This window comes from Streptomyces sp. NPDC000983, assembly GCF_040299205.1.
In the GTDB taxonomy this organism is placed as follows: Bacteria; Actinomycetota; Actinomycetes; order Streptomycetales; family Streptomycetaceae; genus Streptomyces.
In genome coordinates this window covers 13414-33053 of the sequence record NZ_JBEPBM010000048.1, presented here as the reverse complement: position 1 = coordinate 33053, position 19640 = coordinate 13414, and the positions used below count along the sequence as shown (strand labels likewise).

Sequence of the window (19640 nt, the reverse complement as noted above, 5' to 3'; positions counted from 1 at the left end):
CCATGGCCCCCATCCCCGGAAGCGGCCTCGCCAAGGGCCTGGCCGTCACCCTCCGCACGATGACGCGCAAGTCGGTCACCAAGCAGTACCCCGAGACCCAGCCCGACCTGCCGCCCCGGACCCGCGGTGTGATCGGACTGTTCGAGGAGAACTGCACGGTCTGCATGCTCTGCGCCCGCGAGTGCCCCGACTGGTGCATCTACATCGACTCCCACAAGGAGACCGTCCCGGCGGCGGCCCCCGGCGGCCGCGAGCGCAGCCGCAACGTCCTCGACCGCTTCGCCATCGACTTCTCCCTGTGCATGTACTGCGGTATCTGCATCGAGGTCTGTCCTTTCGACGCGCTCTTCTGGTCACCGGAGTTCGAGTACGCCGAGACCGACATCCACGAACTCACCCACGAGCGCGACAAGCTCCGCGAGTGGATGTGGACGGTTCCCGCACCGCCCGCCCTCGACCCCGGCGCCGAGGAGCCCAAGGAGATCGCCGCGGCCCGCAAGACGGCGGAGAAACTCGCCGCCGCCCAGGCCGAGCCCACGCCGGCCCCACCCGCCCCGGCCCCGCCCACCGCGTCCGAACCCGAGGAGGGAGCGTCGTGACCCTCGCCGCAGACACCCACGGCTTCCTCTCCCCGACCGGCGTGGAGATCACCTTCCTCCTCGTCGGCCTGGTCACCTTCGGCGCGGCCCTGATCACCGTCACCACCCGCCAGCTGGTGCACGCCGCCCTCTGGCTGGTGGTCGCCCTCGGCGGCCTCGCCGTCGAGTACCTCCTGCTCACCGCCGAGTTCATCGCCTGGGTGCAGGTCCTCATCTACGTCGGTTCCGTCGTCGTGCTCCTCCTGTTCGGTCTGATGCTGACGCGGGCCCCCATCGGCCGCTCCCCGGACGCCGACTCCGGCAACCGCTGGGTAGCCCTCGCGGTGGCCGTGGCCTCCGCGGCCGCCCTGATCTGGGTGGTCGTCGACGCCTTCCGCACCACCTGGATCGACCTCGACGGCGCCCCCGCAGGCTCCACCGAGGTCACCGGCAAGGCCCTCTTCCAGAACTGGGTCCTCCCCTTCGAGGCCCTCTCCGTGCTCCTCCTCGCCGCCCTGGTCGGCGCGATCGTCCTGTCCCGCAAGGCGAAGGCCGACGCCACGCCCGCGGCCGACGAGAAGGAAGGCGCCCGCTGATGCACCTCGCCTATCCCGCCGTGCTCTCCGCCCTCCTGTTCTCCACGGGCCTGTACGGCGTTCTCGCCCGCCGCAACGCGATCCTGGTCCTGATGTCGGTCGAGCTGATGCTCAACGCCGTCAACCTCAACCTGGTCGCCTTCGACGTCTGGCTCAGCCGGGCCGCCGAGGAGACCCTGCACTCCGGCCAGGCCCTGACCCTGTTCACCATCGCCATCGCCGCCGCCGAGATCGGCATCGGCCTGGCGATCGTCCTCGCCGTCCACCGCAACCGCGGCACCGCGGACATCGACAAGCTCCGCGACACCGCCGAGGGCCACGAGAGCGACGCCCCGGACGCCCCCGACGGCGAGCCCGGTGCCGACGGGACAGCCCACGGGCAGGCCGACGAGAAGGCTGAGGCCACCGCGTGACCACGACCACCCTCGCCGTCCTCGTCCCCGTCCTGCCGTTCCTGGGCGCGGCCGCCGGCCTGCTCCTGGGCCGCACCGCCCCCGGCTACGTCCGCCCGCTGGCGATCCTGCCGACGCTCACCTCCCTCGTCCTCGCCGTCCTCGTCGCCGTCGACCTGGGCGGGGACCGGACCTTGGACGCCGCCACCGAGCTGACGCCCACCGGCTCCGTGCCGATCGAACTCGCCCTGCACATCGACGGCTTCGCCGCCCTCGTCGCCGTGGTCGTCGGCCTCGTCGCCAGCTGCGTGCAGATCTACTCGACCGGCTACCTGCGCGACGACCCCCGCTACCCCTCGTACGCCGCGCTCGTCTCCCTGTTCACCTCCGCGATGCTGCTCGTCGTCTACTCCGGCGACCTGATGGTGCTGCTGGTCGGCTGGGAGGTCATGGGCATCTGCTCGTACTTCCTGGTCGGCCACTACTGGGAGACCCCGGAGGCCCGTGCCGCCTCCCTCAAGGCGTTCCTGGTCACCAAGCTCGGCGACGTCCCCTTCCTGATCGGTCTGTTCGCGCTGGCCACCGACGCCGGCTCGTTCAGCATCACGAAGATCCTCGGCACCGTCGCGAGCGGCGGCCTCGACCACCCGACGCTGATCGCGCTGCTGCTCCTCGCGGGCGTGGCCGGCAAGTCGGCGCAGTTCCCGCTGCACACCTGGCTCCCCGACGCGATGGCGGGCCCGACGCCCGTCTCCGCGCTGATCCACGCCGCGACGATGGTCGCCGCCGGTGTCTACTTCGTCGCCCGACTCCTCCCGGTGTTCGAGGCCTCCCAGGCCGCCATGGTCGTCCTCGCCGCGATGGCAGCCGTGACGATGCTCGGCTCCGGCCTCGCCGCGCTCGCCCAGGACGACATCAAGCGCGTCCTCGCCTACTCGACGATCGGCCAGCTCGGCTACATGACCGGCGCCCTCGCCGTCGCCGACCGCGGTGCCGCCGTCTTCCACCTCCTGTCGCACGGCGCCTTCAAGGCGCTGCTGTTCCTCGCGGCCGGCGTGATCATCCACGCGGCCGGCACCAACTCACTGGCCGCGATGTCCCGGATGAAGGACCTCAAGGCCCGCGTCCCCGACGCCTACTGGACGATGACCGTGGCGCTCCTCGCGCTCGCCGCGATCCCGCCTTTCAGCGGCTTCTTCTCCAAGGAGTCCGTCCTCGGCGCCGCCGAGCACGTGGCCACCGGACACACCGAGCACGCCCCCGGCGCCGCCGGCTGGCTCGTGCTGATCTCCGCCCTGCTCACGGCCGTGCTCACCGCCGCCTACGCCACCCGCCTGTGGCTGCTGACCTTCCGCGGCCACGGCGAACAGGCCCCGGACCACGGCCGGCAGCCCGTCACCATGACCGCGGTGCTGTGGGTGCTGGCGGTCCCGTCTCTCGCCTTCGGCGGCTTCGCCTACGGCACGCTCCCCGACTGGTTCGACGGCCGGGACCTCGCCCCGACCCTGACCACCTCGGTGCTCGGCACCGGTATGGCCCTGGTCGGCGGCATCATCACCTACGCGGCCTGGCGGCACACCTCCGTGCTCGCGGTCCACGTCCCGCTGGGCGCGGTCGCGGCCCACCCGGAGGGCGACGCCGCACTGGTCGAGGCCGAGGCCATCGCCGGCCACGCGCCCGCCTACGGAGACGTGGCCTCCGCACCGGACCCGGCCGACCCCGGCCGGCTCCTGCTCGGCCCGCTGCACCGCCACGCGGCCGTCGGCTTCCACCTGGACGCCGTGTACACGACCTTGTTCGTGCGTCCGGTGCAGGCGGGAGCGAGCCTGGTCCGGTTCCTCGACCGCGAGGTCGTCGACACCTACGTCCGCGGGGCGGGCGCGCTGCCCCGCTGGCTCGGCATCGCCGTACGGCGCGCCCAGACCGGCAATGTGCAGACCTATGTGAGCGCGCTGCTCGCCGGAACCGTCGTCCTGGCGGTCGCCGCCGTCCTCGTCGCCGCGGGAGCGTGAGCAGGCGTGATCGATATCAACGAGTCCGTGATGCAGTTTCTTCTGGCGTTCGTCGTCGTCGGCCCGCTCCTGGGCGCCGCCGCCGCTCTGCTGCCGGCGCCGCCCGGACTGAAGGGGAAGTCGCCCGAGCAGGCCGTGCTGCGGCACGGCGTGACCGTCACCGGCGCGGTCCTCGCCGCCGCGATCGTCCTGGTGCTCGGCTTCGACCACGACCAGCCCTCGAAGATGCAGGCCACGACCGACATCAGCTGGATCCCCGCCCTGGACGTGCGGATCCACCTGGGCATCGACGGCATCTCACTCCCCCTCCTGGTCCTGACCGCGCTGCTGACCTTCCTGTGCGCGCTCTACTCGTACTTCAAGATGCCCTCGGGGCCGACCCCGAAGGCATTCGTCGCCCTGGTGCTCGTCCTGGAGTCCGGCACCCTCGCCACCTTCGCCGTACTCGACCTGCTGCTGTTCTTCCTCGCCTTCGAGATGGTCCTCATCCCGATGTACTTCCTCATCGCCCGCTGGGGCGGCGCGGGCAGGACCCAGGCCGCCTGGAAGTTCATCCTCTACACGCTGCTCGGTTCGGTCGTCATGTTGCTGGGCCTGCTTCTGATCGGGCTTGAGGCAGGCACCTTCGACATGGTGGCACTCGCCACTGACAACGGCCGGTCCCTGACCACATCCGTGCAGGTCATCGCCGTTCTGTCGATCGGGATCGGGCTCGCGGTCAAGACCCCGATGTGGCCGCTGCACAGCTGGCTGCCGGACGCGCACACCGCTGCCCCGACCGTCGGCTCGGTCCTGCTGGCCGGCGTCCTGCTGAAGATGGGCACCTACGGGTTCGTCCGCATCCTGCTCCCGATCACCCCGGACGGCTTCGCCGACTTCGCGCCCTATCTGGCCGCGTTCGCCGTCGTCGGGATCATCTACGGATCCCTGGCCTGCCTGGCCCTCGCCAAGCAGGGCGCCAAGGGCGACCTGAAGCGGCTCATCGCCTACTCCTCCGTCGGCCACATGGGCTTCGTGCTGCTCGGCATCGCGACCATGACACCGACCGGAGTGAACGGCGCCCTGTTCGCCAACGTCGCCCACGGCCTCATCACCGGCCTGCTGTTCTTCCTGGTCGGCGCGCTGAAGGACCGCACCGGCACCACCGACCTCGACACCCTCGCCGAGGAGACGGGAGCGGCCCTGTACGGCAAGGCCCCGCGCCTCGGCGGCCTGCTCGCCTTCGCCGCGGTCGCCTCGCTGGGCCTGCCCGGCCTCGCCGGGTTCTGGGGCGAGATGCTCGCCCTCTTCGGCGCGTTCGAGCCCGCCGAGGGCCTGAGCCGCCCGGCGTTCCTCACCTTCATGACGATCGGCGCGTTCGGCACCCTGCTCACCGCCGCCTACCTGCTGATCGTGGTCCGCCGGGTGTGCATGGGCGCCGTACCGCAGCAGGCGCCCAAGCTCGCCGACGTGCAGGCGTACGAACTCGTGGCCTGGACCCCGCTCGTCGCCCTCACCGTCATCGCCGGTCTGTGGCCGAAAACCCTCCTCGGCCTGACCGACCCGGCCGTGCAGCAGCTTCTCGCAGGAGGCACCCGATGAGCTCCCTGGCCCAGCCACTGGCCGCGTCCGTCGTCCAGGACGTCGACTGGCTCGCCATCGCGCCGCCCACCCTCGCGGCGGTCGTCGGACTCGTCGTCCTGGTCACCGACCTCTTCGTCGCGGAGGACCGCAAGGCGCTGCTCGGCTGGATGTCGGTCGCGGGCCTCACCGCCTCCACGCTCCTGCTGCTGCCCCTCCTGGACGGCGACCGCTCCACCTTCTGCCTCACCGGAGCCCCCGACACCTGCAGCTACACCGCGGACCGCTTCACGCTCGTCCTGCAGCTCCTCGTCCTCGGCGGCGCCCTCCTGGCCGCCCTGCTGTCGGTCACCGCCCTCAAGGAGTCCGACAAGCGGCTCCCGGAGGGGGAGTTCTGGTTCCTGCTGCTCTCCTCCGCCGCCGGCGCCGCCCTGCTGCCCGCCTCCCGCGACCTCGCGACCCTGGTCGTCGCCCTGGAGGTCGCCTCCCTGCCCGCCTTCGCCCTGGTCGGCCTCAGGTACGGCGACCGCAGGTCCTCCGAGGCCGCCCTGAAGTTCTTCCTGTCCTCGGTCACCGCCACCGCGGTGAGCCTGATGGGCATCAGCTTCGTGTACGCCTCCACCGGCACCCTCTACCTGACCCAGATCGCCGAACGCATCCAGGACGTCGACGGCCAGCTCCACACCCTCACCCAGACCGGCGTCGTCCTCACCCTCGTCGGCTTCGCCTTCAAGACGGCCGCCGTCCCCTTCCACTTCTGGGTCCCCGACACCTACGTGGGCGCGCCCCTCCCGGTCGCCGCGTACCTGTCCGTCGTCGGCAAGGCCGTCGGCTTCTCCGGCCTGATCCTGATCACCGTCATCGCCCTGCCCTCCTACGCCGACGTCTGGGGCCCGGCCCTCGCCGCGCTGGCCGCCCTCACCATGACCGTCGGCAACGTCGGCGCCCTGCGCCAGCAGGCCACGCGCGCGTACAGCGCGGTACGGCTGCTCGCCTGGTCGTCGGTCGGCCAGGCCGGCTACCTCCTCGTACCGATCGCCGCAGCCGCGTACTCCGACGACCCCGAGCACTCCGTCGGCTCCACGCTCGCCTACGCCCTCATGTACGGCGCCGTCAACCTCGGCGCCTTCGCGGTGGCCGCCCTGGTGGGCCGCACCCGCCCGCTGAACCGCCTCACCGACTACCGCGGTCTCTACGCGAAGAACCCTCTCTCCGCGCTCGTCCTGGCCTTCTTCCTGCTCTGCCTCGCCGGACTGCCCCCGGGCATCATCGGCCTCTTCGCGAAGGTCACCGTCTTCTCGGCGGCCGTCGACGCGGGCCTGGGCTGGCTCGCCGTGGTCATGGCCGTCAACGTGGTGATCGCGCTGTTCTACTACCTGCAGTGGACGGCCCTGCTCTTCCGCGCCCCCGAGGGCGAGCCCGTACGGCACCGGGGCCCCGCGCCCGTCACGGCCGCCATCGCCGTCACCGCGGTACTCGGCGTCGCCCTGTCCGGAGCCCCCCAGCTGGTCCTGCGCTTCGCCGACACAGCCCTGTTCTGAACCTGTGGCCAAGGGTCATCGCGGCCTGTGACAGGATTCGGCCAATCGATCAACGGACGTGCCGGTCGAAGCCACGTCACAGCCTGATCCTCCGGGGGGATTCCTTGGCACGAGCGCGACGTACGGCGCTGCTCCTCGCGGCAGCCACCGCGGGGGGACTGCTGCTGGCGCCGCAGGCGCACGCGGCGTACAACGACACCGCTTTCAAGAGCGTCACGATCAACGGGGGCAAGCCCATCGTGGTGGGCGGCAAGGACCCCGTCACGGTCCCGGTCACCGCGCAGATCCAGGAGGACTCGGGCGGCCTGGCGACCATCGACGCCAATCTCGTGGTGGGCGGCCAGCCCATCTTCCTGGAGGGCGAGACGGGCCAGAACATGAGCTGCGTGCAGACCACGCCGACCGTGAGCACCTGCACCGGAACAGCGGTCATCTCGCCCGGCGTCCTGTACAACTCCGCCGCGGCGCCGGTGTACCTGGGGATCTTCGGATACGCCTACGACGGCGCCCAGTACCTCCAGTACACGAGCTACGTGGGCTACGAGGACCTCCCCGGCCGCAGCGTCCCGCTGCTGAAGCAGACCACGCTGACCGGAAACGCCGGCCCCGAGCCCGCGCGCAAGGACGGCACGCTCACCGTCACCGGGCAGCTCACCCGGCCGGACTGGCAGTCCCGGGACGTGGACGGAAGCGCGATCCCCGCCGGATACGCGGGGCAATCGGTGCGGCTCCAGTTCAAGAAGGCCGGTGCCACCTCCTACAGCACCGTGAAGACGGCCACCACCGACGCCGACGGCAAGCTGCGGACGACCGTCACGGCGAAGGACTCCGGCGCCTGGCGCTGGGCGTTCTCCGAGAACGGCACCTCCTCGGCCGCCGTCTCCACGGGCGACTCCGTCACCCTGCTGAAGGTGGCGAAACTGACCGTGGACGCCTCTCCCGAGCCCGTGGCCAAGGGCGGCAGGCTCACCGTGAAGGGGCGCCTCACCCGCGCCACCACCGACGCGGCCACGACCTTCGCCGGGTATGCCGGCCAGCCGGTGAAGCTCCAGTTCAGGAAGTCCGGCTCCAGCACGTACACCACGGTCAAGACCGTCACCACGGACTCGGCCGGCTACCTGACGACGACCACCACCGCGAACGCCGCCGGCTACTGGCGCTGGTCGTACGCGGGCAGCTCGACCGTCGCCTCCGTGAACGCGACCGGCGACGGCGTCGCCCTGAAGTAGCGGCCCGACGGCGGGGGCGGGCAGGCACCCGCCCCCTCGCGCGACACGGAGCCGCCCTCACCCGTACGGCCCACCCGCACGGCCGCGTGCCCCGGGGAACCCCAGCCTCTCGCCTGGCGTTGACCAGTACGGGAGGGTCCACTGGACGTGTCACCACGACACCAGTGGCATCGAGGATCGACCAGCAAAGGGTTCCCCTGCGGCACGACTTGGAGGGCGTACCGTGCACCGCCGGCACAACGGGCTCAGGACCGCAGTACTCCTCGGGGGACTGTCCGCGCTCATCATCGTCATCGGCAGCTTCTTCGGCCGCACGGGCCTCGTCGTCGCTGTCGTCATCGCGCTGGGCACCAACGCGTACGCGTACTGGAACAGCGACAGACTCGCGCTGCGCGCCATGCGGGCCCGCCCGGTCAGCGAGTTCGAGGCCCCGGCGCTATACCGCATGGTCCGCGAGCTCTCCACCCAGGCCAGACAGCCCATGCCCCGCCTGTACATCTCACCCACCGAGGCCCCCAACGCCTTCGCCACCGGCCGGAACCCGCGCAACGCCGCGGTGTGCTGCACTGAGGGCATCCTGCGCCTGCTCGACGAGCGCGAACTGCGCGGGGTCATCGGCCACGAACTCAGCCATGTCTACAACCGCGACATCCTGATCTCGTCGGTGGCCGGCGCCCTCGCCTCCGTGATCATGTTCCTGGTGAACTTCGCCTGGCTGATCCCGATCGGACGCTCGGACGACGACGACGGCCCCGGCCTGCTCGGCATGCTGCTGATCATGATCCTGGGCCCGCTCGCCGCCGGCCTCATCCAGATGGCGATCAGCCGCTCCAGGGAGTACGAGGCGGACGCCTCCGGGGCCCAGCTCACCGGCGACCCGCTTGCCCTCGCCAGTGCACTGCGCAAGCTGGAGGCGGGCACCAAGCAGCTCCCGCTGCCCCCCGAGCCCCGCATCGAGACGGCGAGTCACATGATGATCGCGAACCCTTTCCGCCCGGGGCAGGGGCTTTCCAAGATGTTCTCCACACACCCGCCGATGGCCGAGCGGATCGCCCGGCTCGAGAAGATGGCAGGTCCCCACCAGTGAAGACAATCCTGAACGTCATCTGGCTCGTCCTCAGCGGCTTCTGGCTGTTCCTCGCCTACCTGCTCGCGGGCGTCCTGCTGTGCATCACCATCATCGGAATCCCGTTCGGCGTGGCCGCGTTCCGTATCGGCGTCTACGCCCTGTGGCCCTTCGGGTACACCACGATCGAACGCCGGGACGCGGGTGCGCCGTCCTGCGTCGGCAACGTGCTGTGGCTGGTCCTGGCGGGCTGGTGGCTGGCTCTCGGGCACATCGTCACCGGCGTGCTCCTGTGCCTCACGATCATCGGCATCCCGCTCGGGTTCGCGAACTTCAAGCTGATCCCGGTGTCGTTGCTGCCGCTGGGCCGCGAGATCGTGCGGACCGACGAGGCGTTCGCGTCGTCACGCTGGTAACAGGGCCCCCTCACCCGTCGCCGCCCGACGAGTTGTCCACAGGCCGGCCCGATTGTCAGTGCCGGCTTGCATCATGAACGCATGACCGAGATCGAGCAGTTGCTGGAGCGGGTGGCCGACAAGGCCCGCAACACCCGCCCCTGGGGATGGACTTCCCTCCCCGAGCCCGTGGACGGGGCGGCCCCGGCCCGCGCCGAGGCCGCGCTGGGCTTCCCGCTCCCGCCCCTGCTCGCCGAGCTGTACCTCCGCATAGGAGACGGCGGATTTGGGCCGGAGTACGGCCTGTTGCCCCTGCTCGACAGCCCGCCCTCCGGTGAGCCCGCCGCCGTCGTGCAGTACCTCGCCAACCGCGAGAGCGGGCGCAGGGACCCCGACTGGCCGTGGCCCGAGGGAGTGCTGCCGATATCCCACTGGGGCTGCGCCATGTACGCGTGCGTGGACTGCCTCGCCCCCGAGGCGACGGTCCTGCTCTTCGAGCCGAACGCCGACACCAGCGACAGCGCCTGGTACGTGGACGCCCACAGCCTCGAAACCTGGCTGCGCACCTGGGTCGAGGGCACCGGCTGGTACGAGGAGGCGAACGACGACATGGACATGGTTCCATGGCCCGGCTTCCGCATACGGACGTCCGGGACCCGCTAGATCGGCCCCGGCCCCTCCGAGTCGCGTCCGGCACGGCTCCGACACGGCTTGGTGGCCCGCCGTACCGCCAACCGCCCCCGTACTGCCTACGCCGCCGCCCGCAGCCGTCGCCGTACGCCGTACGCGGCGACGCCCGCCAGCAGCACGCAGGTGCCCGTCACCACCGAGGTCCAGGGCAGCGCGAACGCCAGGACCACGCAGCCGAGCAGCCCGGCCGCCGGCACGGCCCGCGCGGCCGGCCCCGGACCCAGCGTCCAGGCCGAGGCGTTGGCCACCGCGTAGTACGCCAGCACACCGAAGGAGGAGAACCCGATGGCACCGCGCACATCCACCGTGGCGGCCAGCACCGCGACCACCGCGCCCACGGCCAGCTCCGCCCGGTGCGGCACCTGGAACCGGGGGTGCACCACCGCCAGGGCGGCGGGCAGATGCCGGTCGCGGGCCATGGCGAGGGTCGTCCGGGAGACGCCCAGGATCAGCGCGAGCAGCGAGCCGAGCGCGGCCACGGCGGCACCGACCCGGACCACCGGCACCAGACCCGGCACCCCGGCCGCCCGGACCGCGTCGGTCAGGGGAGCCGTCGCGGCGCCGAGAGCGTCGGCGCCGAGCACGGACAGGAGCGCGAAGGCCACGCACGCGTACACCGCGAGCGCGATACCCAGGGCGATCGGGATCGCGCGCGGGATGGTCCGCGCCGGATCCCGGACCTCCTCGCCGAGCGTGGCGATCCGCGCGTACCCGGCGAACGCGAAGAAGAGCAGACCGGCCGCCTGAAGCACCCCGCCGAGACCGCCGGAGGCCCCGATGCCCAGCCGCCCGGCATCGGCCTGCCCGGACGTCAGACACACGACCACCACGGAGGCGAGAACGGCCAGCACCACAGCCACGATCACCCGCGTCAGCCATGCTGACTTCTGGACACCGCCGTAGTTCACCGCGGTGAGCGCCACCACGGCCGCCACCGCCACCGCGTGCGCCTGATCCGGCCAGACGTACGCGCCCACGGTGAGCGCCATCGCGGCGCAGGAAGCGGTCTTGCCGACCACGAACGCCCAGCCCGCGAGGTAGCCCCAGAACTCCCCGAGCCGCTCGCGGCCGTACACATAGGTGCCGCCCGAGGCCGGGTACAGGGCGGCGAGACGCGCCGAGGAGGTGGCGTTGCAGTAGGCGACCACGGCCGCGACGGCGAGGCCCAGGAGCAGCCCGGTGCCTGCGGCGCGCGCCGCAGGAGCCAGCGCGACGAAGACACCGGCCCCGACCATCGAGCCGAGCCCGATGACGACGGCGTCGCCCACACCGAGGGTGCGCCGGAGCCCGGCGGGGGACTGACTCATGCGCCGAACCCTACTGATCGTCCCCACCGCCGGGCGCGGTGCCGGCGTCATCGCCCCCAACAGGAGGCGAACAGTGGCACGGGCACCGTAGGCCCTGACGAAGATCACACCGCACGGACAGTGCAGGAACAGCGTGGAGGGGCAGGTTCACGGCATGGGCATCATCAGTTGGATCATCCTGGGGCTGCTGGCCGGAGCCATCGCCAAGTTCCTGCTGCCGGGCCGGGACCCGGGCGGCTTCGTCGGCACGACCGTCATAGGCATCGCGGGCGCGTTCATCGGCGGCTGGATCTCGGCCCGCTGGCTGGACCACCCCGTCACCAAGGACTTCTACGACGGCGCCACCTGGGCGGCCGCGATAGGCGGCTCGCTGGTCCTCCTGGTCGCCTACCGCATCCTGTTCGGCAACTCCCGCGACTGACACGGGCCCCGGCCGCGGCCGGAAGACGGGAGGGGTGGGCACCGGCCGGGTGCCCACCCCTCCCCGTGGCGACGGCCGGCCGAGCCGGCGTGCCGTGTCCCGTCCGGTCTACCGGTAGTTGACGAACTGCAGGGCGAAGTCGAAGTCCTTGCCCTTGAGCAGGGCGATGATGGTCTGCAGGTCGTCGCGGCTCTTGGAGCTGACCCGGAGTTCCTCGCCCTGGACCTGGGCCTTGACGCCCTTGGGGCCCTCGTCGCGGATGATCTTCGCCACCTTCTTGGCGTTCTCCTGGGAGATGCCTTCCTCGATCGTCGCGAAGATCTTGTACTCCTTGCCGGAGAGCTGCGGCTCGCCCGCGTCCAGCGCCTTCAGCGAGATGCCACGCTTGATCAGCTTGGACTGGAAGACGTCGAGGACGGCGTTGACCCGGTCCTCGGAGTTCGCCTCCATGAGGATCTTCTCCCCGGACCACGAGATCGAGGCGCCCACGCCCTTGAAGTCGTAGCGCTGCGAGATCTCCTTGGCGGTCTGGTTGAGGGCGTTGTCGACCTCCTGCCGCTCGACCTTCGAGACGATGTCGAAACTGGAGTCGGCCATGTCCTGTGGCTCCTTGTATCGGGGTGCTGGTCAGGTGCGTATCGGCGTACGTGGGGGCGACCGCCGAGCCCGGCGTGGGGCCGGACCGCATCCGGACAAGCCTAGCCATCCCCGCCTCCCGGGGCGGAGACGAATCGAGTGGCGGAGCACCCCTCCCCATCGGGTATTGTTTACGTCGTTGCCAGGGAACGCGGCCGAAAGCCCGTTCGAAAGGCATCATCCCCGGCGGTGTGCCCGAGCGGCCAAAGGGAGCAGACTGTAAATCTGCCGGCTCAGCCTTCCCAGGTTCGAATCCTGGCGCCGCCACGCTGAGGGAAACCCTCTCTGATCAGGTTACGTACCTGATCAGAGAGGGTTTCTGTTTTGCTCTCCCTGTTCGATCTGCTGCGGACGGGACACGGACGTGTCTCACCCCGTACCGCCCGAATCCCATGCTCGATCAGGGTGCGTCCCCCAGGTGTCCCCCGGGGGTGAGCATGGTCACTCAGGCTCGTTCCACTCGCGGAGAGCCGCATCGATCCGGCTGTTCGCCCGTTCCCGAGTCTGGTCAAGCACCTTGGCGTACACCTTGTGCAGCACCGCGATGCTGTGGCCGGCGCGACGGGCGCACTCCATCGCGTCCACTCCAGAACTGAGCCAGAACGACACCCCGGCATGCCTCAGGTCGTAGGGGCGCCGGGCCAGTAGCGAGGCAGTCTCCGACTCGCTGAGTACATCCTTTCGGGCCCTGGCCCACACCTCCCCATATCCGGTCTCCTGAAGCAGGCCGCCGCGGTTTGTCCGGAACAGCCGACCATCGGGCGCCGTGCCATGCGTGCCGATGTGCTGCCGGAGGAGTCGCACGAAGTGCGGCGGGATCGGAACTGGACGGGAGTCCTTCTTGGCGCGGGCCTTGAGATGACGTGTCTCGTGAGCCGTTCCGTCGTCCGTCCAGTTCCGTCCGGCTCGGACAACTCCCTGCCGAAGGGTGAGCATCCCCCATCCGCTCTCAGGGAGGTGACACTGGCTTACCTTGAGCGCGGCGGCCTCCGCGGGACGCATTGCTGCGTAGTACAGGCACCCAAAGAATGCTTCCAGGTGCCGCCCACGCGGTCCCTGCTCTCGCACTCCGGCGAGTAACGCCCGAACTTGGCGAGGGTTGGCAACGCTCTCGGGGTCCACCTCCTCCACCGACTTCGGGGCGGTCCACTTCACGGCCGTGATCGGGTTGACCGGAATGGTGAAGTACTGCTCCTCCACGGCCAGTCCGAGCACGTCGCTCAGACATGCGCGCTTGCGTTTGGCCGTGCGCGGCGATGCTTCCTTCCCGTCGAGCCTCAGGGACAGCGCGTCGAGGGCCAGGCGCACGGTGGCCGGGTCCTCCAACTCGGAGATCGGCATGGAGTGTTTGGAGACCCATGCGAGGGTGCGCGCCACATCGTCCGGCGGATTCTCGTTCCAGCGGTTTCGGTTGTACGCCCATCCGTACAGCGCGCGCCGGATCAGGGCGGCATCGGGCATCCCCGCCTTGGTCTTCACGAGCGCGGGGGTGATGGTGGCCAGCGCATCGGCGTAGTTCTTTCGAGACTTCGCGGGTGCCAGCGCCCATTTACGGTCCACGTAGGCGCGACTGTGTTCGTACCAAGTGATGGCGCCCTGCTTGGCGCGCAGTTCGGAAACGGGCAGGCCCGTTTCCTCGTCGAACTGATTACCGCGCCGCACGGCGGACATGAGTTCCGAGCGGCGCCCCTCGGCTTGGACCTTGAGCGTGTAGCTCTTGGAGTGCTTCCGGTCGCCGACCAGCCAGCGCACCCGGTACTGCTTCGGGCGATCCTTACGGACCTCAATGGCATAGAGGCGGACGTCGTAGGTCAGGGCCATATGAACTCCAGAGGGGCCCGCCGGAAGCAGGCCCCTCGCTTCTCGGGTGTGAGGGTGGTGGTCAGGCGGCGTCTTCCAGGGAAGACCACCAGGCGTCAAGGTCGGCGCGGCGGCAGCGGAGCTGGCCGTTGGGGAGCTTGATGAGCTTGGGTGCCTTGCCGCGGGCGCGCATGCGGTAGAAGGCTGCGCGGCTCATCTCGATCTCTTCGAGGACTTCGGGGAGCTTGAGCATCTTGGGCCGGGCCATGCCACTCCTTGGCGAAGACGGGAAGGGCGCGGGGCTGTCGGGCCCCTCTTCTGAGGGGCGCTACTTCCGCTACTGCCGCTACCGCGCAGGTCAGGGGCCTGTTCGGGGTAGCGGGAAGGGGTAGCGGTAGCGGGTGGGTAGCGGCGTGGTAGCGGCGGCCGGTGAGGGTTGCCGCTACCGCGTTCGCGCTGGTCAGACGAGGGTTTCGGTGCGTGGTAGCGGAGGTAGCGGACTTTCGGGGGGTGGGGGGCAGTAGCGGTCCCAGGCGTCCAACAGATCGGAGGCGTAGTAGCCCTTGAGGACGCTCCCGCCGGTCTTGATGTTGCGTGAGGTGATGGGCTCGTTGTCGGCCGTCATGTAGTCGGCGAGCATCTTGCCCAGGCGCCGGTTGTCGAGCGGCCGGCCGTGCAGGTCGGCCCAGGGTGCGTCGTCCAGGGCGTTGAGCCGGTCCAGGATGGCGACGGTTGGCAGTCGGTCGATGCCGACCATGACGTGGTCGCGCAGGTCGGTCAGGAGCCGAACTCCGAGGCTGCCTTTGTCGTTGGCCTTGGAAGCGGTGACCATGGCCGTGCACGCGGCTCGCGCCCGGTCGGGCCAGTCCCCGCCGGCAGCGTCCGCGACCGCGAGCAGGGGTTCCCAGACGTCGGCGGGCCGGTCGGTGATGTCCTCGGGCATGTCCGGCCAGGCTCCCGTGACGTGTTCGGCGGCCTGCTCTGCCCAGGCGGCGAGCCGGTCGCGCAGCGCGAACCCTTCCTTTTCGTGGATGCGGGTGCGGTAGGGCTCGATCTTCTCGTTGCGGGCCCGGCGGCGCATGCGGATGTTGACCGAGCGGTCCCGGATGGTGTCGGGCAGGTAGCCCAGGCCGGCCACGGCCACGGCGGTGTAGGAGTGGAATGCCTGCACGGTCTGGTTGGCGCCGTCGCCGACGCAGCGGAACATCGGCCGGTTGCGGCGGTGTCCTGCGTTGATGAAGCCCCGGAGCTGCTCGTTGTCGCCGGCCTTGGGGCCGAAGACGGTGTCGATTTCGTCGAAGAGGATGGTGGGTCGTTTGCCGTCGATGCCGGACGCTGAGCGGAAGAGCGCGGCGGCGGAGGCGTCGACAGCGGCCATGGGGTTGGGCACGAGGGTTTCCACGATCTCCAACGCCCGGGACTTGCCCGATCCCGGTTCGGGGGACAGGAAGGCCAGGCGTGGGGTGGACTCGAAGCAGTCGAGCAGGTGAGCGTGTGCGTCCCACAGGACGACTGCGACGTAGGCGGACTCGTGCGGGAAGACGTTGAAGCGGCGGTGGAAGGCTTCCACCTCGTCGAGCAGCGCGGCACCGTCGATGATGTTCGGCTCGGTCATGCGGCGGTCCTCCCTTCCGGGGTTGCGGCGGGCGCCCCGGTGCAGATGGATTGGTGGTAGTCGTATTCGCCGACCAGTGCGGCCACGTCGTCGGTGCCGGTGGCGGTGCCGGTCTGCCCGCAGGCGCAGGCGTAGGCGGCGGTAGGCAGGGCTCCGGACCTGGTGGACCAGCGGGCGCCGTCGTAGTGGTGTCGGTAGACCGGCGGGGCGAACACCCGGATCCCGGGGCTGTCCGGTGTGGGGTCGGTGCCTGGCCGTGCCGGGGCGCGGTTCCAGCGTGGAAGGGCAGTGACGACGCCCTGTCGGGCGGCGCCTTTCGGCTCGCCCGCGGTCCCCGTGTCCACAGGCTGTGGGGCGGCGCGCGGGCCGGTGGCCGACAGGGTGGGGCAATCCAGGCGGGGGGAGTCGGGGCCGCTCATGAAGCTGCCGGCCGCGGTGTGGCGTGGGTGAGGACCCAGTCCATGGCGCTGCGGATGGTCGTGCGGCACTCGGCCGGCGGCAGCCCTGTCGACTCCCCCGCCCCCTGGATTGCTTGCTCCGCCACGTCCCGGGGCAGGTCGCCCCATGCGACGAACCGGGCGACCTTGCAGGCGCTTCGGTGGAGGGTGTTGTTGCGGCCGTTCGGCCCGCCCTCGGATGCGGCGGCGATGACCGCGCACTCCCGTTCCAGGGCGGTCCGTGCGGCAAGGGTGCCGTCGTGGACCCGGACAGGCGCCACGGCGGGCCTGTGAGGCTCGCTGAGCAACGCGGCGAGCCAGCCGGGCAGTTCGGCCACGGGAGCGTCGCCGGTGACCTCGTACGTGCCGTCGGGGGTGCTGCTGCCGGGGGCGACGACGTAGCCGCCCCAGGCGCGGGTGTCGATGTGAGGGCCGAGCCGGCCCGCGCTGCACTTCAGCCGCACCCCGGCAGGTGCGGTGAAGTACAGGTGTTCCCCGCCGCGAGCGGTCCGCACCCGGTAGGTGGCAGGCACGGTCTGTCCGGCGCGCTCGCAGAGCGCCTGCAATGAAGTGGCGCCGTCAGGCGCTCCTTTCGGCTCTTCGGGCTTGACCGGGTCCAGGTCGATGACCAGCAGCCCGGCCGGGCCGGTGGCGATCCCGACGTTGTACGGGCGCGTGGCCCATGTGGCGTGGATCAGGTTGGGGTCGGTCGTGGCGCGTTGCTCGGGCTTGCGGTGCCCGCCCGCGCAGCGGCCCGTTCGCGGGCAGTCGCGTTCGGCGTGCCCTGCGGGCCGCTTCGCACGGGGGTGCAGGGGGATGACGGGCCAGCCTCGCTCAGCGCTGGTGAGCGCGGAGGCGAGCATGGGCAGGCACGCCGGTTCGGCGGTCAAGGGCTTGCTCATGCGGCCACCTCCCAGGTCGGTTTGGCGGTGGTGGTTCCGAGGAGCCAGCCGTAGGCGTGGTGGGCCTGGCGGGGTACGACGCCGTTGCCGAGGATGCGGAGTTGTTCCTTGCGGGGGATGCCGGGGACGGCGGTGACCCAGCCGTCGGGCAGGCCCATGAGCCATTCCGTGAAGATCGGGGACAGGCGGCGGTTGCCGCGGGTTCCGGGTTCGGTGGGGCAGGGGGCGGGGCGGCCGGTGATGCGTTCCCAGCGTCGGATGGCGGGCCCGTAGTCGGTGCCGTCGGTGGAGACCCACGAGCCGGTGTAGGGAAGCCGGTTGACGACGAACTCGTTCAGGGGTCGGGCGTTGCGGTCCATGAGGTTGGATGCGCCGGACTTCCAGTCGCGTGCGGCCGGGGTGGGGACCAGGCTCAGGGCTGTGGTGCGGCCGGCAGTCGGGTCACTGCGGTGCGCAGGTTCAGCCCGCCCCGCCGTTTCGGCGAGGTGCCGGGGCCGCCAGTGCCGTCCGAGCTGGTGGGGGTCGGCATCAGCGGGATGGGCAACTGCGAACCAACGGTCCCGTTCGTGCGGGGCGCCGGTTTCGGGGTCACCAGCTCGTACGCATGTCCACCGGAGGTCATACCGGATCGCGGCCAGGTCCGCGGCGACGACGTCCAGCCCCCGCGAGCGGAGCGCCGCCACGTTCTCCAGGAAGACGAGGCGCGGTCGAAGGACGCCCACAGCCTCAGCGACGTTCTTCCAGACCCGTGACCACTGGCCATTGATTCCGTCCCTTCGTCCAGCGTTGGAGGTGTTGCGGCAGGGAAAGCCCGCCCCGACCACGTCCGGCCGGTACAGGTCCCGGACCCGGTCCCAGTCGGCGCGGGTGATGTCGCCGAGGTTGGGCACCCCGGGATGCCGGTGGGCGAACACGGTCGCGGCGAACGGGTCGTTCTCGGCGTAGGCGGCGACCTGGCCGCCGACGTGCGAGCGGATCGCGGCTTCTAAGCCGCCGTAGCCGGCGCACAGGGCCACGATCGTCGGGGGCGAGTCGGGCTCTTGCCCCGTGTCGGTGGGGCGCATCATGCGTCTGCCCCCTGGTCCGTCCAGAGGTTGAGGATGTGCTGGTTGTAGTCGTCCAGGGCGGCGCTGAACGCGGCGCGGTCGCCGGTACGCAGGGCTTCCAGCATGGTGGTGACCTCGGGGCGGGGGCCGGGGTCGGTCATGCCGTCCAGGTCGCGGTTGAGGTTGTGGAGCAGGGCCCACGTCAGTTGGGGGTCCAGGGCGAAGCGGTGCTCGTTCATGACGAGCAGCGGGCCGGGGACGAGCAGGGTCAGGACGGTGCTGCCGTCGGGGCTCGGTTCGGTGCGGAGCATGGTCACGCGTTCCGGGCGGTCCGGTACTCGCGGCATGGCGGTGTCGTCGGTCATGCTGGATGTCTCCAGTTCCTTGAAGGTGACTGGCTGGCAAGGGCGGCCCCGGATTCATTGGCGTGAGCGGGGGCCGCCCTTGGCGTAGCTAGTACAGGTCGCGGGCGTTGCAGAGCTGGCAGTCGCAGTCGTCGGGGTGGGGGCAGTCGCAGCCGCAGGGGTGCAGGTCGCCGATGCAGTGGCACTGGCACATGCCCTCGCCGCACGGCTCCTCGTCGGGCCCGTTGTCGGGGCCGTTGTAGGTGAGCGGGCTGACGGCGCTGTGTGCGAGTTCCAGGCACTGGCTGAGGCCGCCGGCGCTTTCCATGGCCGTGCTCAGGAACTCCTGGGTGGCGGCGACATGCCGGGCCGGGTCGTTGCCGTCGGCGGATCCCAGGTGTCCCAGGGCGCTCAGGACATCGAGCGCGGTCCCGATCTGCTCGATGGCCTGCGGGAGCCGCTGGGCCAAGGTCTTCAGCGCGGCGACGGCGTCGTACGCCTCACCCGGACAGGTCAGGCCCGGCTGCTGGGGGGAGTTGGGGAAGGTGAGGTGGTTGAACTCGCGGACGGCTTCCGCTGCCTGGCGGGCAAGCGTTGTGGCGTCGGCGACGGTGGTTGACATGCGGTCTCCTTCGTCGGCTGTACCTGTGGGTGCGGGATCGGGAGTGGGCGTTCCGTGAGGGGCCGCCCTTTGGTGTCGCTAGAAGTCGGCGCCGGTGGCGTGGGCAAGGGCGCCGGGGCAATAGGTCTCGGAACAGGCGCAGCCCCCGCACTCGGTGCAGATGTCGTCGAAGCACTGGTCGCATTCGCGGTGACCGGGGCATCCGTAGTCGGCGCAGTCGTCGCAGTACTGCTCGTCTTCGGGCATGCGGGAGTCCTCCTGAGTCAGCAGGTGCTGTGGGTGCGGTAGTTGGAGCCTTGCCGGTGAGTGGCTGCTGTGTCGCTGCTCTGACCGGCCAAGGCTCGGGCCTGGGGGCTCAACATCTGTTGCGCCATGTGTTGCGCCAAGGGGCTGCGCTAGAGGTTGCGCTAGAGGTTGCGGCACGCGTTTCGGCCACTCGGTGTTTGCGCTG

Annotated in this window: 22 protein-coding genes and 1 tRNA gene; 12 read left to right on the top strand and 11 right to left on the bottom strand. The window is 70.6% G+C overall.

Annotated features, from left to right (window positions below; genetic code table 11):
- Positions 1-2 precede the first annotated feature (2 nt).
- The 10 genes from ABT296_RS33805 (at position 3) to ABT296_RS33760 (ending at position 10032) form a co-directional block, all read left to right on the top strand.
- Positions 3-599 carry a NuoI/complex I 23 kDa subunit family protein gene (locus ABT296_RS33805; RefSeq protein WP_351933141.1) on the top strand — a complete coding sequence of 199 codons (597 nt, stop codon included), beginning with the start codon at positions 3-5 and terminating at the stop codon, positions 597-599.
- The gene (locus ABT296_RS33800; RefSeq protein WP_351933139.1) at positions 596-1174 is read left to right on the top strand and encodes an NADH-quinone oxidoreductase subunit J family protein; all 579 of its coding nucleotides are present in this window, start codon (positions 596-598) and stop codon (positions 1172-1174) included. Before ABT296_RS33805 ends, ABT296_RS33800 begins: the two co-directional genes overlap by 4 nt.
- Positions 1174-1587 (top strand): NADH-quinone oxidoreductase subunit NuoK, encoded by a 414-nt coding sequence (gene nuoK / locus ABT296_RS33795; protein ID WP_351933138.1) that lies wholly within the window; start codon positions 1174-1176, stop codon positions 1585-1587. Before ABT296_RS33800 ends, nuoK begins: the two co-directional genes overlap by 1 nt.
- Positions 1584-3578 carry an NADH-quinone oxidoreductase subunit 5 family protein gene (locus ABT296_RS33790; protein ID WP_351933136.1) on the top strand — a complete coding sequence of 665 codons (1995 nt, stop codon included), beginning with the start codon at positions 1584-1586 and terminating at the stop codon, positions 3576-3578. Before nuoK ends, ABT296_RS33790 begins: the two co-directional genes overlap by 4 nt.
- 6 nt (positions 3579-3584) lie before the next feature.
- The gene (locus ABT296_RS33785) at positions 3585-5159 is read left to right on the top strand and encodes a complex I subunit 4 family protein (RefSeq protein ID WP_351933134.1); all 1575 of its coding nucleotides are present in this window, start codon (positions 3585-3587) and stop codon (positions 5157-5159) included.
- Positions 5156-6679 carry an NADH-quinone oxidoreductase subunit N gene (locus ABT296_RS33780; protein ID WP_351933132.1) on the top strand — a complete coding sequence of 508 codons (1524 nt, stop codon included), beginning with the start codon at positions 5156-5158 and terminating at the stop codon, positions 6677-6679. The genes ABT296_RS33785 and ABT296_RS33780 overlap by 4 nt, the downstream gene beginning before the upstream one ends.
- A 104-nt stretch (positions 6680-6783) precedes the next feature.
- The gene (locus ABT296_RS33775) at positions 6784-7908 is read left to right on the top strand and encodes a hypothetical protein (RefSeq protein ID WP_351933130.1); all 1125 of its coding nucleotides are present in this window, start codon (positions 6784-6786) and stop codon (positions 7906-7908) included.
- Positions 7909-8131: 223 nt separating this feature from the next.
- On the top strand, positions 8132-8995 hold the full coding sequence (htpX, locus tag ABT296_RS33770) for a zinc metalloprotease HtpX (protein ID WP_351933128.1): 864 nt from the start codon (positions 8132-8134) through the stop codon (positions 8993-8995).
- On the top strand, positions 8992-9390 hold the full coding sequence (locus ABT296_RS33765) for a YccF domain-containing protein (protein ID WP_351933126.1): 399 nt from the start codon (positions 8992-8994) through the stop codon (positions 9388-9390). The genes htpX and ABT296_RS33765 overlap by 4 nt, the downstream gene beginning before the upstream one ends.
- An 81-nt stretch (positions 9391-9471) precedes the next feature.
- Positions 9472-10032 (top strand): SMI1/KNR4 family protein, encoded by a 561-nt coding sequence (locus ABT296_RS33760; RefSeq protein ID WP_351933124.1) that lies wholly within the window; start codon positions 9472-9474, stop codon positions 10030-10032.
- Positions 10033-10118: 86 nt separating this feature from the next.
- Here the strand turns inward: ABT296_RS33760 and ABT296_RS33755 are convergent, their stop codons facing one another.
- Positions 10119-11366, bottom strand: a complete 1248-nt coding sequence (locus ABT296_RS33755) for an APC family permease (RefSeq protein WP_351933122.1) — start codon at positions 11364-11366, stop codon at positions 10119-10121.
- A gap of 154 nt (positions 11367-11520) precedes the next feature.
- On the opposite strand from ABT296_RS33755, the gene ABT296_RS33750 reads away from it, so the two are divergent.
- On the top strand, positions 11521-11787 hold the full coding sequence (locus ABT296_RS33750) for a GlsB/YeaQ/YmgE family stress response membrane protein (protein ID WP_351933120.1): 267 nt from the start codon (positions 11521-11523) through the stop codon (positions 11785-11787).
- A 108-nt stretch (positions 11788-11895) separates the two neighbouring features.
- On the opposite strand, the gene ABT296_RS33745 is transcribed toward ABT296_RS33750, so the two are convergent.
- The gene (locus tag ABT296_RS33745) at positions 11896-12384 is read right to left on the bottom strand and encodes a YajQ family cyclic di-GMP-binding protein (protein WP_351933118.1); all 489 of its coding nucleotides are present in this window, start codon (positions 12382-12384) and stop codon (positions 11896-11898) included.
- Between the two features lie 224 nt (positions 12385-12608).
- On the opposite strand from ABT296_RS33745, the gene ABT296_RS33740 reads away from it, so the two are divergent.
- Positions 12609-12690, top strand: a tRNA-Tyr gene (locus ABT296_RS33740).
- Between the two features lie 174 nt (positions 12691-12864).
- On the opposite strand, the gene ABT296_RS33735 is transcribed toward ABT296_RS33740, so the two are convergent.
- The 9 genes from ABT296_RS33735 to ABT296_RS33695 all read right to left on the bottom strand — a co-directional run bounded on the left by ABT296_RS33735 (position 12865) and on the right by ABT296_RS33695 (position 19435).
- The gene (locus ABT296_RS33735; protein ID WP_351933116.1) at positions 12865-14244 is read right to left on the bottom strand and encodes a tyrosine-type recombinase/integrase; all 1380 of its coding nucleotides are present in this window, start codon (positions 14242-14244) and stop codon (positions 12865-12867) included.
- A 61-nt stretch (positions 14245-14305) separates the two neighbouring features.
- Positions 14306-14491 (bottom strand): helix-turn-helix transcriptional regulator, encoded by a 186-nt coding sequence (locus ABT296_RS33730; protein WP_351933114.1) that lies wholly within the window; start codon positions 14489-14491, stop codon positions 14306-14308.
- A 192-nt stretch (positions 14492-14683) separates the two neighbouring features.
- The gene (locus ABT296_RS33725; protein ID WP_351933112.1) at positions 14684-15838 is read right to left on the bottom strand and encodes a DUF3631 domain-containing protein; all 1155 of its coding nucleotides are present in this window, start codon (positions 15836-15838) and stop codon (positions 14684-14686) included.
- Entirely contained in the window at positions 15835-16053 is a 219-nt protein-coding gene (locus tag ABT296_RS33720) for a hypothetical protein (RefSeq protein WP_351933111.1), read from the bottom strand. Before ABT296_RS33720 ends, ABT296_RS33725 begins: the two co-directional genes overlap by 4 nt.
- A gap of 200 nt (positions 16054-16253) precedes the next feature.
- The gene (locus ABT296_RS33715) at positions 16254-17177 is read right to left on the bottom strand and encodes a bifunctional DNA primase/polymerase (RefSeq protein WP_351933109.1); all 924 of its coding nucleotides are present in this window, start codon (positions 17175-17177) and stop codon (positions 16254-16256) included.
- On the bottom strand, positions 17174-18244 hold the full coding sequence (locus tag ABT296_RS33710; protein ID WP_351933108.1) for a DNA cytosine methyltransferase: 1071 nt from the start codon (positions 18242-18244) through the stop codon (positions 17174-17176). The genes ABT296_RS33715 and ABT296_RS33710 overlap by 4 nt, the downstream gene beginning before the upstream one ends.
- Entirely contained in the window at positions 18241-18588 is a 348-nt protein-coding gene (locus ABT296_RS33705; protein ID WP_351933106.1) for a hypothetical protein, read from the bottom strand. The genes ABT296_RS33710 and ABT296_RS33705 overlap by 4 nt, the downstream gene beginning before the upstream one ends.
- A gap of 88 nt (positions 18589-18676) precedes the next feature.
- Complete coding sequence (locus tag ABT296_RS33700) at positions 18677-19189, bottom strand: hypothetical protein (RefSeq protein ID WP_351933104.1); 513 nt, start codon at positions 19187-19189, stop codon at positions 18677-18679.
- 78 nt (positions 19190-19267) lie between these two features.
- Positions 19268-19435, bottom strand: coding sequence for a hypothetical protein (locus ABT296_RS33695; protein ID WP_351933102.1), 168 nt, complete (start codon positions 19433-19435; stop codon positions 19268-19270).
- Positions 19436-19640 lie beyond the last annotated feature (205 nt).

Excerpts from the sequence above, each read along its gene's own strand:
- ABT296_RS33715 (WP_351933109.1), bottom strand. The coding sequence starts at position 17,177 with ATGAGCAAGCCCTTGACCGCCGAACCGGCGTGCCTGCCCATGCTCGCC.
- nuoK (WP_351933138.1), top strand. The coding sequence starts at position 1,174 with ATGCACCTCGCCTATCCCGCCGTGCTCTCCGCCCTCCTGTTCTCCACG.
- ABT296_RS33710 (WP_351933108.1), bottom strand. The coding sequence starts at position 18,244 with ATGATGCGCCCCACCGACACGGGGCAAGAGCCCGACTCGCCCCCGACG.
- ABT296_RS33805 (WP_351933141.1), top strand. The coding sequence starts at position 3 with ATGGCCCCCATCCCCGGAAGCGGCCTCGCCAAGGGCCTGGCCGTCACC.
- ABT296_RS33735 (WP_351933116.1), bottom strand. The coding sequence starts at position 14,244 with ATGGCCCTGACCTACGACGTCCGCCTCTATGCCATTGAGGTCCGTAAG.
- ABT296_RS33780 (WP_351933132.1), top strand. The coding sequence starts at position 5,156 with ATGAGCTCCCTGGCCCAGCCACTGGCCGCGTCCGTCGTCCAGGACGTC.
- ABT296_RS33700 (WP_351933104.1), bottom strand. The coding sequence starts at position 19,189 with ATGTCAACCACCGTCGCCGACGCCACAACGCTTGCCCGCCAGGCAGCG.
- ABT296_RS33705 (WP_351933106.1), bottom strand. The coding sequence starts at position 18,588 with ATGACCGACGACACCGCCATGCCGCGAGTACCGGACCGCCCGGAACGC.
- ABT296_RS33755 (WP_351933122.1), bottom strand. The coding sequence starts at position 11,366 with ATGAGTCAGTCCCCCGCCGGGCTCCGGCGCACCCTCGGTGTGGGCGAC.
- ABT296_RS33760 (WP_351933124.1), top strand. The coding sequence starts at position 9,472 with ATGACCGAGATCGAGCAGTTGCTGGAGCGGGTGGCCGACAAGGCCCGC.
- ABT296_RS33695 (WP_351933102.1), bottom strand. The coding sequence starts at position 19,435 with ATGCCCGAAGACGAGCAGTACTGCGACGACTGCGCCGACTACGGATGC.
- ABT296_RS33725 (WP_351933112.1), bottom strand. The coding sequence starts at position 15,838 with ATGACCGAGCCGAACATCATCGACGGTGCCGCGCTGCTCGACGAGGTG.
- ABT296_RS33745 (WP_351933118.1), bottom strand. The coding sequence starts at position 12,384 with ATGGCCGACTCCAGTTTCGACATCGTCTCGAAGGTCGAGCGGCAGGAG.
- ABT296_RS33750 (WP_351933120.1), top strand. The coding sequence starts at position 11,521 with ATGGGCATCATCAGTTGGATCATCCTGGGGCTGCTGGCCGGAGCCATC.
- ABT296_RS33730 (WP_351933114.1), bottom strand. The coding sequence starts at position 14,491 with ATGGCCCGGCCCAAGATGCTCAAGCTCCCCGAAGTCCTCGAAGAGATC.